17 protein-coding genes are annotated in these 14,111 nt (G+C 68.2%); 8 read left to right on the top strand and 9 right to left on the bottom strand.

The annotated features are described in order from the left end of the window. Window positions 1-26: 26 nt before the first annotated feature. On the top strand, window positions 27-626 hold the full coding sequence (locus tag ABGB12_RS06055; protein WP_347675261.1) for an SMI1/KNR4 family protein: 600 nt from the start codon (window positions 27-29) through the stop codon (window positions 624-626). A 20-nt stretch (window positions 627-646) separates the two neighbouring features. On the opposite strand, the gene ABGB12_RS06050 is transcribed toward ABGB12_RS06055, so the two are convergent. Genes ABGB12_RS06050 through ABGB12_RS06040 form a run of 3 tightly spaced genes read right to left on the bottom strand, consistent with a single transcriptional unit; the run spans window position 647 to window position 1,865 of the window. Next, complete coding sequence (locus ABGB12_RS06050) at window positions 647-757, bottom strand: DUF397 domain-containing protein (protein WP_347675260.1); 111 nt, start codon at window positions 755-757, stop codon at window positions 647-649. A 59-nt stretch (window positions 758-816) separates the two neighbouring features. Beyond that, window positions 817-1,008, bottom strand: a complete 192-nt coding sequence (locus tag ABGB12_RS06045; RefSeq protein ID WP_347675259.1) for a DUF397 domain-containing protein — start codon at window positions 1,006-1,008, stop codon at window positions 817-819. Next, on the bottom strand, window positions 1,005-1,865 hold the full coding sequence (locus ABGB12_RS06040; RefSeq protein ID WP_347675258.1) for a DUF5753 domain-containing protein: 861 nt from the start codon (window positions 1,863-1,865) through the stop codon (window positions 1,005-1,007). Before ABGB12_RS06040 ends, ABGB12_RS06045 begins: the two co-directional genes overlap by 4 nt. Before the next feature lie 157 nt (window positions 1,866-2,022). Between ABGB12_RS06040 and ABGB12_RS06035 the strand changes: the two genes are divergently transcribed. The 3 genes from ABGB12_RS06035 to ABGB12_RS06025 all read left to right on the top strand — a co-directional run bounded on the left by ABGB12_RS06035 (window position 2,023) and on the right by ABGB12_RS06025 (window position 4,335). Next, window positions 2,023-2,550: an ATP-binding protein gene (locus ABGB12_RS06035; protein WP_347675257.1), complete on the top strand. Its 528-nt coding sequence runs from the start codon at window positions 2,023-2,025 to the stop codon at window positions 2,548-2,550. 553 nt (window positions 2,551-3,103) lie between these two features. Next, a complete protein-coding gene (locus ABGB12_RS06030; RefSeq protein ID WP_347675256.1) occupies window positions 3,104-3,637 on the top strand; it encodes a hypothetical protein in 534 nt (177 codons plus the stop codon). A 374-nt stretch (window positions 3,638-4,011) separates the two neighbouring features. Beyond that, window positions 4,012-4,335, top strand: coding sequence for a hypothetical protein (locus tag ABGB12_RS06025; protein ID WP_347675255.1), 324 nt, complete (start codon window positions 4,012-4,014; stop codon window positions 4,333-4,335). Window positions 4,336-4,794: 459 nt separating this feature from the next. Here ABGB12_RS06025 and ABGB12_RS06020 read toward each other — a convergent pair whose 3' ends face one another. Beyond that, window positions 4,795-5,556: a DUF6461 domain-containing protein gene (locus ABGB12_RS06020; protein ID WP_347675254.1), complete on the bottom strand. Its 762-nt coding sequence runs from the start codon at window positions 5,554-5,556 to the stop codon at window positions 4,795-4,797. Window positions 5,557-5,586: 30 nt separating this feature from the next. Further along, window positions 5,587-6,576, bottom strand: coding sequence for a hypothetical protein (locus tag ABGB12_RS06015; RefSeq protein ID WP_347675253.1), 990 nt, complete (start codon window positions 6,574-6,576; stop codon window positions 5,587-5,589). Window positions 6,577-7,264: 688 nt separating this feature from the next. On the opposite strand from ABGB12_RS06015, the gene ABGB12_RS06010 reads away from it, so the two are divergent. Together ABGB12_RS06010 and ABGB12_RS06005 are read left to right on the top strand one after the other, a co-directional pair. Beyond that, window positions 7,265-7,810 carry a hypothetical protein gene (locus tag ABGB12_RS06010; protein ID WP_347675252.1) on the top strand — a complete coding sequence of 182 codons (546 nt, stop codon included), beginning with the start codon at window positions 7,265-7,267 and terminating at the stop codon, window positions 7,808-7,810. 42 nt (window positions 7,811-7,852) lie between these two features. Further along, window positions 7,853-8,476, top strand: a complete 624-nt coding sequence (locus ABGB12_RS06005; RefSeq protein WP_347675251.1) for a hypothetical protein — start codon at window positions 7,853-7,855, stop codon at window positions 8,474-8,476. Here the strand turns inward: ABGB12_RS06005 and ABGB12_RS06000 are convergent. From ABGB12_RS06000 to ABGB12_RS05990, 3 genes are all read right to left on the bottom strand, one after another. Further along, complete coding sequence (locus ABGB12_RS06000) at window positions 8,439-8,753, bottom strand: hypothetical protein (RefSeq protein WP_347675250.1); 315 nt, start codon at window positions 8,751-8,753, stop codon at window positions 8,439-8,441. The genes ABGB12_RS06005 and ABGB12_RS06000 overlap by 38 nt on opposite strands. Window positions 8,754-8,770: 17 nt before the next feature. Then, window positions 8,771-9,592, bottom strand: a complete 822-nt coding sequence (locus ABGB12_RS05995; protein WP_347675249.1) for a hypothetical protein — start codon at window positions 9,590-9,592, stop codon at window positions 8,771-8,773. 125 nt (window positions 9,593-9,717) lie between these two features. Further along, a complete protein-coding gene (locus ABGB12_RS05990; RefSeq protein ID WP_347675248.1) occupies window positions 9,718-11,049 on the bottom strand; it encodes a DUF222 domain-containing protein in 1,332 nt (443 codons plus the stop codon). A 277-nt stretch (window positions 11,050-11,326) separates the two neighbouring features. On the opposite strand from ABGB12_RS05990, the gene ABGB12_RS05985 reads away from it, so the two are divergent. Together ABGB12_RS05985 and ABGB12_RS05980 are read left to right on the top strand one after the other, a co-directional pair. Further along, a complete protein-coding gene (locus ABGB12_RS05985; RefSeq protein WP_347675247.1) occupies window positions 11,327-12,583 on the top strand; it encodes a hypothetical protein in 1,257 nt (418 codons plus the stop codon). Between the two features lie 261 nt (window positions 12,584-12,844). Further along, the gene (locus tag ABGB12_RS05980; protein ID WP_347675246.1) at window positions 12,845-13,120 is read left to right on the top strand and encodes a hypothetical protein; all 276 of its coding nucleotides are present in this window, start codon (window positions 12,845-12,847) and stop codon (window positions 13,118-13,120) included. Between the two features lie 79 nt (window positions 13,121-13,199). Here ABGB12_RS05980 and ABGB12_RS05975 read toward each other — a convergent pair whose 3' ends face one another. Beyond that, window positions 13,200-14,111: a phosphotransferase gene (locus tag ABGB12_RS05975; RefSeq protein ID WP_347675245.1), complete on the bottom strand. Its 912-nt coding sequence runs from the start codon at window positions 14,109-14,111 to the stop codon at window positions 13,200-13,202.

Genomic DNA, 14,111 nt, shown 5'->3' with positions numbered 1-14,111 from the left:
TCGCTCCACGTGGCATAGTCCAGTGCATGACGCTTGCCTCTGTTGAAGAGTCTTGGACTCGCCTTGAATGCTGGCTCGAAGCGAATGCGCCGGGGAACTTCGCACGGCTCAACCCGCCGGCTGAGCCAGCTGTGATCGCTGCAGCCGAGGAAGCGCTCGGACGCGAGTTTCCTGAGGATCTGAGGCGGATTCTGTTGCTGCGCAACGGCACCAACGAACATGACCAGTCAGGGAAGTACCATCACGGAGCAGGCTTTCTTCCCGAGTTCACGGCGCTGCTTCCCGCAGAGCGCATCGCAGGTATCCACGCGATGAGGGTCGAGATCATGCAGGGGCTCATGGAGGACGAGGAAGAGTTCGAGGAGTGGGCACTCGGCAACTGGTGGCATCCAGGCTGGCTTCCGATCGCCGATGCCTCAACAGCTGACGGACTGTTCATCGATCAGCGAGGCGGCACTGATCACGGGTCCGTAGGGCATTTCGTTCATGACGACTCGGCCCGGCTGAACCTCTGGCCGTCACTCGCCGCGATGCTTCACGACGTGGCCGATGCCGTTGAAGGCGTCCGTGACGTGCCGTCCCTTCAACCGAGCGTCTGGGAAGGGCAGTTCCTCGAGTGGCGATGAGCAGCTGATCGTCATCACGTTCAGTGCAGGTCGTGTCGTCCCGCCTTCACCGAGGACACGAACGCCCGCCACTCTCCTGGGCCGAACCCGAGGACATGCCCGTCCGGGTTCTTGGAGTTCCGAGCCAGCACGGCCTATGGCAACCGGGTGAAGGCTCCGGCGATCGAGGAGTCCTAGAGCGACCGGATGGTTACGCGCCTTCTCCGGCCTTGATCGCCCGGAGGAGTGCGGCGAACTGGGAAGCGGGCACCGTCAGGTGGCCCGCCTCGGTGTGCTTCGAGTCACGGAGCCCGACCAGTTCGTGGCCGAGACGGGCGGTCTCTACGCAGTCACCACTCGAAGCGTTGCTGTAGCTGGACTTCCGCCAGACCAGGGACGTCATGTCATCTTCTCCATGTATTCGCGGATCAACGCTCGAGATTCCTCTCGAGGGAGCGCGATGCTCCCGAGGTTCTCATGACGTAGCACGAACGAGTCTACGTCCGCCGGGTTGGAAACGAGTCGCCAACCGACTGCGGCCTCGGTGTACGCCATCGGTAGCTCACCCGAGAACAGCATGATTTTGAACGGTCCCTCAAGGCCTTGGTGAAGGCACTTCCCCTTGCGCACCACCCGAATGACGATGTTCGGCAGTTCCCCCAGCTCTACCAGGTGAGCGAGCTGCTCTCGCATCACCTCACGTCCGCCTGCGGGCCGGTCGAGTACGCCTTCTTCGAGTAGCACCCACACTCTGGGCGGGTCAGGGCGTGTGAGCAATTCCTGGCGTTTCATACGCCGTTCGACGAGCCGCTCGACGTCCATGGGGACGTCTGTAGACGAATAGACCTCTCTCGCGTAGCTCTCGGTCTGGAGCAGTCCTGGGACGAACAGCGGCTCCCACAGCTTGAGCGTGTGCGCTCGCTGCTCCTGTCTGACGTGCTCCTGGTTCCAGTCGTCCGATGGCTGGCGGGCCGCCAGGAGGACCAGGGACTCGAAGCGGGGGTGGTGGTCGTCCGGGTTGCCGTTCTCGCCGAGGCGCTGCTTCCGCAGGTCGGCGGCGTGGGCGTCCAGGAGGCGGGCGTGTTCGAGCTGTAGGGGGCGGCGGCCGCTCTCGATCCTGGAAACCAGGGTCTTGTCGACCTTCATGATCTGGCCGAGCTGGGTGCCGGTGAGGCCGAGTTCTCGGCGGAGGAGCCGCAGCTCGGCGGCGATGAGCGACTTCAGGGACAGTCGGGGATCCGGGTACCGTTCCTCGGCCATTCGACACCTCCGAAGTTGACAGGCGGTTGCCAATGTCGCGCGGAATCACGAGCAACCGTGGACAGCCCGCGTCGCGGGCCGCAACCTGTCAGCAGATTAGGACGGAGAGAGGGCGGGAATCCGTGAAATCCGAAGCGGAGGCGAAATCGTGATGCCGATGACACACCCGGTCGGAAGTGTCGAATACATCGATTATGCGGAATCTTCTCTGATATTCAATGGGAAGCTGGAGAATGTCCGTATCGTCCGGCGCGTCACCCGGATGAGCTGCGAGAACTGGGGTCTTGCGGCGTCGGTGACCGACCTCGCGGTGCTGCTCGCCTCCGAGGTCGCCGGCAATGCGGTCGCGGCGAGCCCGAACGAACCGATCCGGGTTGATCTGCGATTTTCGCTGGGGATTTTCCGGTTCGAATGCTGGGACGTCTCACCCGAGATGCCGGCCTCCATCGATCTGTCGGAATTGGCCGATCTGCCGATCGACGAGATGCCCGAAGACGGCCGCGGAAACGGCATCGTCGAACTGACCGCGCACGAATGCGGCTGGCTCACCCGCCCCGACCGGCCGGGCAAGGCCCGCTGGTTCACCCTGGCCGCCACCCCGGCACCAGACCCCTCAGAGCCCGGGCACCCGGGACCTGGCCCTGAGACCCGTCCCCACCGACAGGGAGGTGATGCCATGCCCTGACGGAGCGGCTCCTCTTCCCAGACCTGAGCCGCTCCGCACCTCGGGTCTGGGGGCTCGTCCGCCCCCAGACCACTCCCGGACGCCCGTCCGGCCACGACACGAGCGGCCGACCCCGTCCAGAAGCACATGCCGGTCGCGTCCTCCTGCACCGGGCCGAGGGCCTCACCCGCATCGCGACCACCCCGCCTGCGACCCGGACGGCCCGCCCGTCGGTCTCCTGCGAAGCGTGGAGCACCCGCCTCCCCCGGCGAGTCCGGCCGCGGCCTCCCCCTCCTCGACCAGCTCTCCCTCGACTGGAGCTACCACCGCCTCACCGACGGACGCCTCACCGTCTGGTTCACCCTGGCCCTCCAACCCTCCGGTCCCCGCCCGCTCCCCTGACCGGCCCCTCCGACCGGCCGTACGAACCGCTCCCGCCGCCTCCACCACGCCCGACGTCCGACGCCCGGACCGTCGCGGGCCGCCTCCTCCATCCCGCGGGCGCCGACGCCCGCGCCCGCCGGAGGGACGCCCCGCCCGACGACCGGCCCCTTCCCGAAAGCACCCGCCTCACATGAACACCAGCCTCCTGGGCGCCGGCCTGTGCGCGTCCGTCCTCGCCCCGGCTTTCACCTGCTCGGCTCTCCTCTCCTTCCACCCGGCCCGGGCACCGCTCGTCTCCACCGCCGAGCACGAACCCTGGTACTTCGAAGGCGACCTGGGCCGGGACCTGCCCGGCCGGGCACTCGTTCTCACCGTCAGCGACACCACCCGGGCCCGCGTCCTGGAGGCCTACCGCGAAAGCCCCGAAGCCGACGCCCCGCCGAACGTCCGCCTCACCTCCGTCCGCTACGGCAAGGTCTTCGGCCGCACCGCCGCCACCGACACCTACCACCTCCTCGCCCGCCTCACCGCCCAGGACGGAACCCCGCTCGACGACCGCCCCCGCCTCTGGCGCAGAACCGGCCCCTCCCCCTGGCGCCACCTCGGCACCCACGACACCGCCGCCCGCGTCCCCCGCCCCCTCCACACCGCCTGGACCACCCGCCCCCGAGCCGCGGCGTCCCCGTGTCCTCTGGCGATGCCGTCGCGCGGCCGAGGCTCGTGAGGGCGTCGGCGCGACCCGGCAGCCGGTTTCCCACGTCAGTACGTCGTCCGGATGAGCTGCGGGAAGCGGCCCTTCCCACCGTCCTGTCAGAGGGACTCCACGAAGCCGATCATCTCGGCGAGACCGGGCAGGGTCATGCCCAGGTCCAGAAGGGCGCTGTCCAGCGAACCGTCTCGGTGATATCCAGCAAGATCATGTTAATCTCCGCCCGAAAGCTTCGGAGTCGCAGAGAAGATCGAGGAGTTCGCCTCGGCCCCTGAACCGGCTTGACCCCGAGAGGACAACGGCGGCCCCTACCGGGAGTCCGAGGACGCTCAGGCCTACGGCCGAGGCTTCGACAAGAAACCGGACGAGGCGAAGGGGACACTCGGACAATGACCGGCATCCGCCCCGAGCGTCTTCGGCGCTTCTCCCGTGTCGGCATGATCGCGGGAGCGGTCCTGCTGATCGTGCTGCAGGTGCCTCTGGCCTTTCTCGCCCTGGTCCAAGCCATGCCCCGGGGAGGCCCCCACGAGCTCGACGCGGCTTCGGAGTTCAGAGACCTGTCCTACGCCGGCATCTTCTGGGGGCTCCTGGTCCTGCTGCTCACGTTCCCCTTCGTGCGGGCCAGGTTCCTCCGCCCCTGGTGGTACGCCGTCACCCTCCTCGCGATCACCGTGCTCACCGCCCGGCAATTCCTCTTCCCGCCCTACACCTGAGCGGCCCGGCCCGGTCAGGACCGGGGCCTCTCCGACCACCCGCAAGACGAACGCAGCAATACCCGCCCACCCCAGATCGGGGGCTCGACGTGGCCGCCGAACGTGCGTTCCGGGAGGCCGCCGGACACGGCGCCGGTGACCGACCTCGGACCCGTCCCCACCGACAGGGAAGTGATGCCATGCCCTGACGGAGCGGCTCCTCTTCCCAGACCTGAGCCGCTCCGCACCTCGGGCCTGGGAGCTCGTCCGCCCCCAGACCACCCCCGGACGTCCATCCGGCCACCACGCGAGCGGCCGTCCGCGTCTCGACGTCCGGCCGGATGGCGAACCGGCTCACAGGGCCGGAGGAGGATCCGCGGAGCCGGGTCGAGTGCCGTCTTCCGGCAGGGATCACCGAGCCGCCGTTCGGCCGCCGCATCCGGTTCCCGGGGTTCGAACGCGCCGACCGCCCGAGACCGTTCAGCCGTGCGCGGCCTCGTACATCTCGATCATGATGCTGCGGAGCGGGCCGGGGGGCACCTTGACCCCCTGAGCGTGGAGCCAGGCGCGGATGTCGGCTTCACGAGCCGCTTCCCGCGGGGTGGGCTCCCAACTCCAACCGTCGGCCCTGGCCCGCGGGCTCACCGCGACGACCCCGGCGGTGTAGACGGCCCGGGTGAGCAGCTCGGAGGTGATCTTCACTCCGGTGAGTTCCTCGCCGAGCACGAGGTACCGGTCCGCCTTGTGCCTGCCGGGCTCGATGCCGCCGATGCGGGCGACGGCCGCGTCGAGGGCGTCGGGGTCGCTGCCCGAGCGGAGGGACGGCCATTCGAACCCGGTGGTCAGGACGCCGTCCCGCCAGGCGCAGAACCGTCCGAGCCCGTTGACGTTCATGAAGTGGGACACCGCCGTGGTGCCCGCCGTGGCCGCGCTCATCAGGGACGGCTCGACTCCGACGATCCCGTTGAGCTCCAGCGCCAGGGTCCAGGGGCCGCCGCCGCCGGACACCTCGACGGCCCCGACGAGGAAGAAGTCCCCCCAACCGTGGTTCAGGCGCTCCAGGACCTTCCAGTGCAGGCTCATGAAAGCGCCGAACCCGGCGAGGTCCCCTTGGGGAACGGCTCCCAGCCGCCCGAGGAACTCCCGCGGAGTCAGGCCCCGCGCCAGAGTGACGCAGTGCGCCTCCAGGGCGCCCCCCGAGAAATCCCTCCACCAGCCGTAGTCAGAGATCGAGGAGACCATGGCCGGACATTCTGCCAGGGGAACATTTCCCTACCTCCTGGGCACCCCGAGCCCGATCAGGTGGATGTCCGGCGAGATCACCTTGCACCAGAGGTCCTCGAACGCGACACCGTACGACTGCAGCGTCCCGACCAGCATGCGTGCCGCCGTCGCCGCCTCCTCATCCCCCAGCACCGGAAACTCGCGGATCACGAGAAGATTCTCGAAGCCCTCCGAGTCCGACGGCAGCCAACCCGCCTCGGCCATCGCCGCCGACCACTCCGGGTCGGACTCGTCCGGGAGGCCCGCCTCGATCCGCAGCATCGGCCCCGACGCGTACCACTGCACGAACCGCCGGTCTTCTGGAGTATGGACGGTCACGATGAAATCCCCGAGATCGCCCAGAAGCGCGAAATCCTGAACGACGGACGCCAGCGTCCGCGCCAGCATCTCCTCGAACTCCGCCCACCCGTCGGCGAGGTACCCGCCCGGGGCGAACAGATCCGCTCCACCCTCCCTCCAGTTGATCACCTGCCAGTAACCGAGATAAGCGAGCCCGTACTCGGCATCGCCCCACTTCGCCGCCTGGTACTCCTTGTTCTCGACGACATCGAGGGGACGGAGTTCCAAGCACACCTCGACTCTGCCGTACTTGAGCTCCAGCAGCCGGCCGTTCCCTCGCCACCGCAGCAACGGCCCCGGGCCCCGCATGATCGACGGCACTCCGAGCTCGTCCTCGATCGCCGACCTCAGCCGGCGGAACAGCTCCTCCCCCTCCCCCGCCCGAACCGAGATATGCGATCGCTCGTCACCGGCCCCATGCCGCGCGAACGTCCCCCGACCCGTCCCGAGCCCGGTCTCGTACTCCTCCAGCTCACTCGGCCACCGACGCCGCCACTCCAGCTCCTTGTCGGAATACTCCGCGGCCCGCCACCCGAGCACCTCCAGCGCCCGCCCGAACGCCGCGTCATCCCACTCGCCCATCTCAATCGCCACGAACCGCCGGACAAGATCACGAATCTGGTCATCATCGAGCGCCATGGCAGCAGATCATAGGCCGCCAAAAGCCAAGCGTGTCTTTCTGGGAAAGACTTCCCGCGGAACGTCAGAACCGGCGGCGGCAACCGGCCGGCGCACGAGCGTCGCGGCCCCGCACCCGCCTGCCTCGACAGATCGATCCGGACGGGCAGCACCCGGCCGAGCCCCTCATCGACCGGCGGCCAATGCTCCGGTCCCGCCTCCGGATCGGCCAACCTCTCCGCGATCCGCCGTGACGGGGTCGACTTCCCGATCCCGCCCACCCGTAGAACACCAGAACGTTCCGGCGAGCGGACTGAACGTCCTCCACATCGAATCCCGGGCTGTGTCGCAGCGCGACCACACCGGCCAGGCTCCGTCGGGTCGCGTCCCACTCCTCAGCCCGGTTGGCGAACACATCGACCGGCGCCAGAGCCTGGTTGTTCGTCCGGAACAACGCACGAGGATCAGGGCGAGACAGGTCGGCCACCTCTCGCCAGAGCCATCCACCACTCTCCTATGGAGACGGCGCGACCTTCGACGCGTCAGCCGTTTGAGGAGTTCTTCATCGATCGGACCCGGTCACGGTCATCCTGGGTGGCTCCGGTCGCCACCGTGGCCGTGCGGGCTATTTCTCACGACTCCGATAAAGGGTCCGACCACGTCGCCGAGTTCAAGTCCAGCGCCGACCCACGACGCGAGAATCTTCGGCATGTGGTCAGTGATCGACGAGAGTGATCGCCAACAGTGGGACTACGTCCCCATGGCGAGTGTGGGCCCGCTGCGGTTCGGCATGAGCCCGCAAGAGGCCAGGGCCGTGCTGGAGGCACGGGGATTCACGGGATCGCTGTCCCCGCTGCGACCCGAGCACGGAGCCCTCACCCGGAAAGCCGAGTTCCGCGATGGCACGGCCCCGAGGTTCTCGGTCGCCGTCACGCTCTACTACCGGGACTCGGAAGGTTTGACCTGCGTCGCCGTCGACGCCCTGTGCGGCCCGCAGGTCTTCCTGGACGGGATGCGGTTGGTCGGACGCGCACCCTCTGAACTCCTCGACGAGTTCTTCGACCACATGACCCGACGAGGGGTGCCCCGGACGGTCTCCGTGGAAGGCGACGCCGCCTCGGACGAACTCGGAATCATGATCCGAGCCCAGCGAGCGGGAGACATCCTCCTCACCCGGGCCTTCTTCGCCCAGCCCGAAGGCTGGGCCTGCACCGTCCACGACTGCCTGCCCGTCCCCGAGGGGGACATCCGCTGACCGATCCCCGTCCCCCGATCTCTCCGCGAAGCGTGGGTAGAAATGAAATCCATTGTTCTGCTGTCGGTCTGTCTCTCGCTGGTCCTGATCAGCTCCGGCACCTTGGCCGGTCTTCCGTACTGGATAGAGGGGTCGGTGCTCTTCGCGTTCCTGCTGCTCTTCGTGGGCCGGCTCGGCCACGGGCTGGGAAAGGCGGTGAACCGGACCCTGGACAGGAGGTTCGCGATCCGGTCTGCGGCCTCCCTGCTGGTGGCGGTGGCCGTCTACATGGTGGCCGATCAGGGAGTCCCGTTCGATCTGAGGGTCTTCCTCTCCAAGGACGCGCTGGAGCGGGCGGCCGGCTCGGAAGCCGCCGTCGCACCGGACTGCATGGACGTCGATCTCGAGAAGGCGCCGGTCGTGAAGGCGGGCCTCTTCGAGGTCCGCTGCGTCGAACGCGGAGACGGCGTGACGAACCTCTACGTCCTTGCCGACGGTGACCTGCCGTCCGTCTGGAGCTTCAGCCGAATCGACCCCGGCGGAAAACCCGGCCTCGACGGGTACTGGTTCGACGACCACTGGACGTTCAGCGGCCGCACTTCGGGAGCAGGCTCGCTCCTCCCCTCAGACCATCTTCGTGCAGAGTCGGCTACCCCGAGAAACCAGCCGCGCGCAAGGGCACGGTAGCCGAGCCCTGTGGCCGTCGGCGGAGGCGTGGGCCTGGGCCTGCTCTTCGCTGCGATTCTGGTCTCGGGCTGTTGCCGTCGTGCGGGTCGCCGAGCTCGTAGAAGCAGCGGCCGACTCCGCTGGAGTGTTCGGCCCTGGGATGGCCGCAGTCGGCGCACAACTGCTCCGGCACGTACGGCGGCAGGAACGGCCCCCGGCGCAGGGTCGTCACGAAGAGGACCAGCCCGACGAGCATGCCGAGGACGCCCAGAGCCGGCCCGATGTCGTCCACGCTCATCCCGTGTTCCCGGGGTTCTACCGTCTCGGCTCCGGACTGAGCCGTTCGATCCGGTCCAGGTCGCCGCGGAGAAGGTCCTCGTGGCCGATGGCGAAGTCGCCGTTCGGCAACGGCTCGTGGAAATACCGTCCCATGACGCGCGGCGGCAGGAAAGCGCGGAGTTCGCGGCGGATCCTGCCTCGGTAGGTGACCGGCTCTCCCCATTCCTCGTCCGCCTCGTCGGAAGCGAAGAGCACCCAGTGGTCGGTGGGCACGACCGCGTCCAGATCCGGGACGTCGCCGGTGTGGCAGTCGATCGCGGGCAGCACGAGCCGATCGTCGGCAAGCGGCTGATACCAGAGAAGCAGCGGTTTGGCGGCGGCGGCCTCGGCGTTGTCGAAGCAGCACAGCGCGACGGCGTGCTCGGGGAAGGCCTCGGTGTAGAAGTCGAAGAGCGCCTGGTTGAGCGTGGGGCGCCGGGACGGCTCGACCCGATCCAGCGCGGCAGCGACGCGGGAGGCGTTCTCGGCGAGGACAACGGTGTAGATGTCGTGATGGAAGACCTCCACACCGCCCGGCTCGCCTGCGCCCATCCAACTCATGGCCCGCCCCGCCGGGACCGCAGACACAGCGTCCACCATGTCCTGGAGCACCGACTCGGCGCGGCCCGCCGGGAGGAACTGGCGCGAGCCGACCGACCGCGCCGGCAGATGCAGCAGCATGGCGTTCGGGCCGGAAGCGAGGTTCACCGCGGTGTTCTGATACCCGAACACCTCGATCCAGCCGTGCTCGGGATGCAGCCGCCGACCGCAGTACAGGATCGTGCCCGAGAACTCGGCAGGCCCCATTGAGACGCACATGGGACGAACCGTAGCGAAGAGCGGCGGGAACAGCGCCTGATTCACCGGGTGAATGGAGCTGCAAGCCCACCAGGGGCTACCGCCGTTCGAGGGGGAAGCACCTCGGTCGAGGGATACGGCGTGTTTCAAGCCGCTTCGGGATGGCGTGAGGCCGGGGCCGTTTCCCAGGGTGCCCTGACCTCGATGACCGCCTTGCCCCGATCATCGCGATATTCGTGATACCTCGTTGGGTTGGCGGCGATCCAGACGTTGTGCCACCGGCAGGCAGGAGCCAGATGGTCGATGTCGGTGGGAGTTCCCCGGCTCCAGCCGCGGCCGAGGTGGTGGATCTCGGCCAGGTGGGCGGGGACGGTGCATCCTTTGACGCAGCAGGTCTCGTACAGGGCTTCCAGGGCGCGGCGCTGCCCCTCGGAAGCCAGGCGTTCACTGCGGCCCAGGTAGAGGGGAACGCCGGAACGTCCGACGACAAGGGTGCTGATGCCGGCGAAGACCGCGACACGGCGTGCGTCTTCCACCGAGAGCTCAGTGCCGTCCAGCAGCCGCGCGGCGGACCGTCCACGCACCGCCCCTCGGCCGAGGACCGTCACCGGGTGGCTCGTGGCGTCCGAGGGAGGACGGGAGGCGGCGGAGGGCCGTTGGTCGAAGGGGTAGGAGGAGCCGGTCTTCGCCTGGTATGCCGCCAGGTCGACGACCAGGGTGATTCCCGCGTTGCGGTGGCCTCGGGTGGCGCAGGAGACGAGGGCGTCGGCGGTGCGCTGGGCGTGGTCCCGGTCGTCCTCTTTCGTCCTGGATCTCAGCAGCGGGGCCATGGTCCCTGCGACGGCGGCGGCGTCCTCGGGCCTGAGCCAGCCGTAGAGGTGGGCTCCCCCGTCCGGGGAGGCGGACATGCGGATCCAGGAACGCTCGTATCCCCGCTTGACGTCGTCGGGAGCCCGCTCCAGCCGCTCGTCGACGCGGTCCTTGATGACCCGGCCCATCTTCGCCGTCTCGTCCGGGACGGCACCCGCGTCCACGAGATCGAGCAGGATCCGCTCGCCCGTCTCGACGTCCTCCCCCGAAGGCAACCGCTCCAGGGACTGGGCGATCGTGGCCGCCTGCCCCCACGGGAGACGCCCCGACAACAGACGCCCGGCCGTCTCCTCCAGGCGGATCAACTGGCGGCCGACGGTGACGATCTCGCTCGCCCTGCCCTTGCGCATCCCCAGCCTGGTGCGCAACCACGCCGAAGCCGACTGGCGGCCCAACTGCCGGTGCGCCCCGACGGCGTCCACCCGCGCGGTCAGCACCGCGAGCAGCGCCTGCCCCAGATCCAGGACCCGCCCCACCCGCTCGGCCAGCTCCAACGCCGCGGTCCCCGACCCGGGGACCTCACGCGACAACAACTCCAGCAGCGCGCTTTCGGCCGCTTCGACCAGTTCACCGGTCGAAGCATTCGCGAGTCCACCGCCGCTCTCCACACCTCGAACCCTACGTCACTCGAACAAAGAATCGAAGCTTTTCCCCAACGGGCCGAACGCCGCCCGCCGAAGACGACCGGTAGCGGACCCGATCGCCACAGAGGAGCCGAGAGTGACATACGTGTAACCGATTCACGCGTGCTTTCCGAGTGTCCTGATATATCGTTGCATCGACGAAAAGGACCTGCCAGCGGGTGTCCGTCCAGGAAAATCACAGCCTGGAGGCAAGGGGCGGTCCCTCCACCTTCACCTGCGAAGAGCCACTTGGGAGCCGATGATGGCCGGTGAGATCCAGTTGATCAGCGACGACGACGGACTGGCGGTCATCGGGGATCCGACGACCGTCGAAGAGTTCCTCACCTCGGAGGGGCTGTGGTCGTCGTCGAAGGACCTCGGACAGCGGCTCAAGTCCCTCCTCGGCACAGGGGCCTTGATGGCGCAGGCGGGTTCCGAGATCGCCGCCGGCTCGGGCCGCTGGCTGAAGCTGACCGAGGAGTCCGCGCAGCGTGTCCGGGAGTACGGGCTGAGGACGAGTTCGACGACAGGTCTCAGCACCGGTGTGCTGAAGGGGGACTGGGGCCAGATCGGAGGATTCGTCGAATTCGTCAAGGGGCCCGGAACGCTTCTGAATCCGACGGCGCTTTCCAGTGTCGCGGGGCTCATGCAGCAGGCCTCGAAGCAACAGTCCATGGCCGAGATCACCGCCTACCTCGCCAGGATCGACAAGAAGATCGACGACGTGCTCCGCGTCCAGAGGGACCAGGTGTTGGCGCGCCTGGACGGGGCGGACCTCATGCTCGAGGACGCCATGACCGTCCGAGACCACCAGACGGGCCGGGTGGACGAGGTCACGTGGTCGACGGTGCAGGACGCGCCGGGGAGGATCGGGGACACCCAGGCGTACGCGTTGCGTCAACTCGACGACCTCGCGAAGAAGGTCGAGCGCAAGAGCAAGATCGGAGATCTCGCCAAGGCGGCCAGGGAGGTGGAGTCCGAGGTTCAGGTATGGCTCTTCGTCCTGGCTCGTTGCTTCTCCCTGCAGGACGCGTTCGACGTGCTCCGGTTGGACCGCGTGCTGGACACGTCTCCGGACGATCTGGACGGGCACCGCCTCGGTCTGAGGGCTGCCCGGCAGAAGCGGCTGGACGCCATCTCACAGGCCACCGAGCAGCTGACGGCCCGCATGGAGGCGGCCGCCCACAGGGCCAACACGAGACTCCTGTGGCACCCGACCGCGTCCCCGGCCGTGATGAACTCGCGCAACAACGTCGCGACCGGCGTCCACGATCTCCACGGGCTGCTCGGGATCGACTCCGGCCGCCGCTCATGGAAGACGCGACGATGGGTGGACGCGGCCGCGGAGGCGAGGGACAAGGTCCTCGAGACGGGAGCAGAGGGCGTCGACACCGCCATACAGCTCGGCAACGAGACCTTCGACCGGGCCAGATCGGTGACGGCCAAGCTCTCCAGCAGGATCGCCGAGCGAGCGGCCCGTCGGCGCGCGGACGACGAGGAACCCGACGAGAAAAGCTGAGTGAACGCCGAGAACGACCGGGCCCCACACTGGACGAGATGGTGGCCAGAGGCAGGTTCCGAGCGGGCAAGCGATCGAAAGATCCCATGCCGCGATCCCTCCGCTTCCATGGGACTTGACTCGGCGAAACGAGGGTTCCGACAACCATCAAGAGCTTGTCAGACTCGGGTGTTCTACTTGCCCGGAGCCCTTGGTGTGTCTCCCCCCTCGTGGGCTCGAACGGAGTGGAGCATGTCAGGCGAGTACTACCGTCGAGGCCACATGGCGACCAGCAAGAACGGTCACCGGTTCTACCGCAGCGGTCACTGGGTGAGAAGGAATTCCGGGGCGGCAGCGGGCGGGGGTGCGGTCGTGCTCCTGGTCGTCGCTGTGATCCTGATCCTGGGCTCTGTCGGCTCCGGCCCGGAGGAGTCGCGGGAAAAGCCCACCGTACACACGCCCGCCGTACCCGCGCCGGCCGTTCAAACGGTGACACCGGGGACGACGCTCGCGCCGGATCCAGGAATCACCGACCTCCCGGACATCGTCATCGAGTGACCGGACGACCATCGGGGGTGGCGCACCCCATGGCGGTCGTCCAGATCCTCGCACCGGGACGAGCGGGTCGGGCGGCCGCTCAGCGGAGTGAGTCGATGAAGCCGATCATCTCGGTGTGGATGTCGCTTTTAGCGGGATCGGGGAACCGGACGTTGTGCCGGTGGTACCGGTGGAAGGCGATGATCAGAGCCGCGTGTTCGACCTGGCCGGGAAGAGCATCGAGCTCCTCCTGCCCGAGCGGCCGGACCCGCGTGTACCCGTCGACGACCAGTGCGGCCCGGTCGCGGTCGAGCCGGCCGCCGACGTTGGCGAGGCCGAGCAGGGTCATGCCCAGATCCAGGAGGGCGCTGTCCAGCGAGACCGTCTCCCAGTCGAGGACGGCCAGGCCGCCGGACCTCAGCACCACGAGGTTGTCCGTGAAGACGTCACCGTGGCTGATGACCCGGACCCGCTCGGGCAGCCCGGCCTCCTGCTCCTCGACGGCCGCCAGGCGTCCGCTCAGCCAGTCCGCGAACTTCCGGTCCTGGAAGTCGTCGATGGCTTTCAGGTGCCCCGCTGACAGGCGCCGCGTGCCGGCCGGAAGCTCCGGGACACCGCTCGGAGGCAGCTTGTGGAGCCTGGCCAGAAGAGCGCCCGCCTCGGGAAGAAGCTCCGCGGGCAGGCTGTCGAGCACGTCCCCGTCGATCCAGCGTTTGAGCAGGAAGAGCCGACCGTCGAGCGACGAAACCGCGTCGCCCTCCGCGTTGCGGACGACCTCGGCCGTGGGCATGCCCAGCGCGAACAGCGCTTCGGTGTGAGCGGCCAGCCTGAACGCGCTGGTGCGGTCGTGGTTGTCCAGGACGGTCAGCACGAAATCACCCTGGTCCGCGCCCGCCTTGAAGCTGGAGTTGGCGGCTCCCCCGCCCAAGGGCTCGAGCACCAGGCCGCTCAGGCCGTAGGCCTCGGTGATGAGGGCGAGATCCAGATCGGCGACGGTCGTGTAGGTGGCCAC

Source organism: Actinocorallia sp. B10E7 (assembly GCF_039871655.1).
GTDB lineage: Bacteria > Actinomycetota > Actinomycetes > Streptosporangiales > Streptosporangiaceae > Actinocorallia.
Note: the sequence above shows the minus strand (reverse complement) of the source record. Positions and strands in the feature narration are given on the sequence as shown.